The following is a 1,920-nucleotide window of genomic DNA, read 5'->3' on the forward strand; positions in this document are numbered from 1 at the left end:
ACGGCCCAGGGCTCGGTGAAGACCTCCAGCGACGGGCGAGGGGCCAGCGCGACGGAGGCGGCCGTGCCGAGGGCGGCGAGCCCGAGCACGGCGACGAGCGCCGCGATCACCCCGAGGCGGCGGCGCGGGCGGGGCGGGGCGGAGGCGCGGGAGTCGGAGTCGTCCGCTCCGGTGGTCTCGCCGGTCTCGTCCCCACCGGTCCGGTCGCTCGCCGTCCCGCGGCCGATCCGGCCCTGGGCCGCTGCGGGTCCGACGGACGCGGCCAGACCCGCGACCGCGGCGTCGAGCGCCTCCTCCCGGTCGCGGCGCTGCGCGCGCAGCAGTGCCAGCTCCGCGAGCGCCGCGGGGTCCGCCTCCGCACTGAACGCCCGGCGCTCGAGCGCGGCCCGCTGCCTCCGCTCCTCCGGCGACGCCCCGTCGCGGCGCCGCTGCAGGGCGGCCCGGCCGCGACCGCGACCTCCGAGAGCCGCGTCGAGCGCCGCCTCCGTCGCGGGATCGAGCTCGTCGAGCAGCCGCGCCGCGCGTGCCGGCGTGACCGCGGTGCCGACGGACGCCGGCACGTCAGCCCCGGTCGCGCACGGCGCGCGCCAGCGACTCGAGGCGCTCCCGGTACTCCGGCCACCACTCCTCCGGCACCGGCGGGAGGTTGTCGCCGGGCGTCCGGAGCCCGACCCGCCCGTCGATCAGCTCGCGGACGATGTCGGCGTGGCCGGCGTGCCGGTGCGTCTCCGCGGTGATGTGGACGAGGATCCGGTGCAGCGTCACGTCGCGGTTCGTCCACCAGGGGACCTGCCCGGGAGCGTCGAGCGGGAGGGCCGCGACCGTCGCGTCGGAGTGGGCCCACACGCGGCGGTACAGCGCGACGACGTCGGCCGGGGACTCGTCGGCCGTCGCCCACATGTCCGAGTTCGGCTCCGACTCGTCCTCCATCCACGGCATCGGCTCCGGGAACGGCCGCCCGAACACGGCGCCGAGGTAGCCCGCCTCGGTGCCCGCCACGTGCTTCACCAGGCCGAGCAGGTTCGTGCCCGTCGCGACCAGCGGCCGCCGCACGTCGTACTCGTCGAGCCCGTCGAGCTTCTGCAGCAGGGCGTCGCGCCCCTCCTGCAGGTAGCGGAGGAGGGTCTGCTTCGCGTCGTCGCTCATCCCCCCAGCCTGCCGCGCCCGTCCGAGCCGCGCCAGAGCGGTGCCGGAGCCGCGCCGTGCTCAGACCGCAGGAAGGATCGCCCCGCGGGCACCGGGATCCGCGGATCCACGGCCCGCCGGAGCGATCCTTCCAGCGTTGTGCACGGGTCAGGCCGGGACGCCCGCTCCCGCCCGCTGGACCCGCGTGCCGACGAGGCGCTGCGAGGAGGCGTCGACAGCGGCGGCCGGGCCGACCAGCTCGAGCGCCGTCTCCGTCTCGCGCGTCGCGCAGTCCGGGCCCACCCACAGCTCGACGCGGCCGGGCTCGACGATCCGCACGCCCTCGCGTCCGGTGAAGGCCAGGCGCGCGGCCGGGACCTCGAAGCGGACCTCCGCCTCCTCGCCGGGCTCGAGCGCGACCCGCGCGTAGCCGAGCAGCTGCGCCACCGGCCGGGTCACGCTCGCGAACACGTCGCGGGCGTACAGCTGCACCAGGTCGGTGCCCGCCCGCTCGCCCGTGTTGCGGACGCGCACGGTCGCCGTGAAGGAGCCGTCCGTCGGGGCGGACTCCTCGGCCGCCAGCTCCGTCCGGGCGAAGTGCGTGTACGAGAGCCCGTGGCCGAACGGCCGCACCGGCGTGCTGTCGGCGGAGGTCACGTCCGACGGCCCGCCGAGGATCGGGTGCAGGTACGAGAACGGCTGCGCCCCGGCCGAGCGCGGCAGCGAGACCGGCAGGTGGCCGGAGGGGTCGACCCGTCCCGAGACGACGCCCGCGATCGCGCCGGCGCCCTCCTC

General features: G+C 77.6%; 3 protein-coding genes. All 3 read right to left on the bottom strand.

All coding sequences use genetic code 11. From position 1 onward, the window contains the following. The coding region (locus tag C5C35_RS16625; RefSeq protein WP_219814198.1) for a hypothetical protein at positions 1-560 on the bottom strand (560 nt) is incomplete at its 3' end. A 1-nt stretch (position 561) separates the two neighbouring features. Continuing rightward, positions 562-1,146 carry a DinB family protein gene (locus tag C5C35_RS16630; RefSeq protein ID WP_104263620.1) on the bottom strand — a complete coding sequence of 195 codons (585 nt, stop codon included), beginning with the start codon at positions 1,144-1,146 and terminating at the stop codon, positions 562-564. 147 nt (positions 1,147-1,293) lie between these two features. Next, positions 1,294-1,920, bottom strand: a 627-nt coding sequence (locus C5C35_RS16635; protein ID WP_181134957.1) for a fibronectin type III-like domain-contianing protein, incomplete at its 5' end; no start/stop codon positions are given.

It is taken from the genome of Rathayibacter sp. AY1F8 (assembly GCF_002932165.1).
Lineage (GTDB): Bacteria > Actinomycetota > Actinomycetes > Actinomycetales > Microbacteriaceae > Rathayibacter.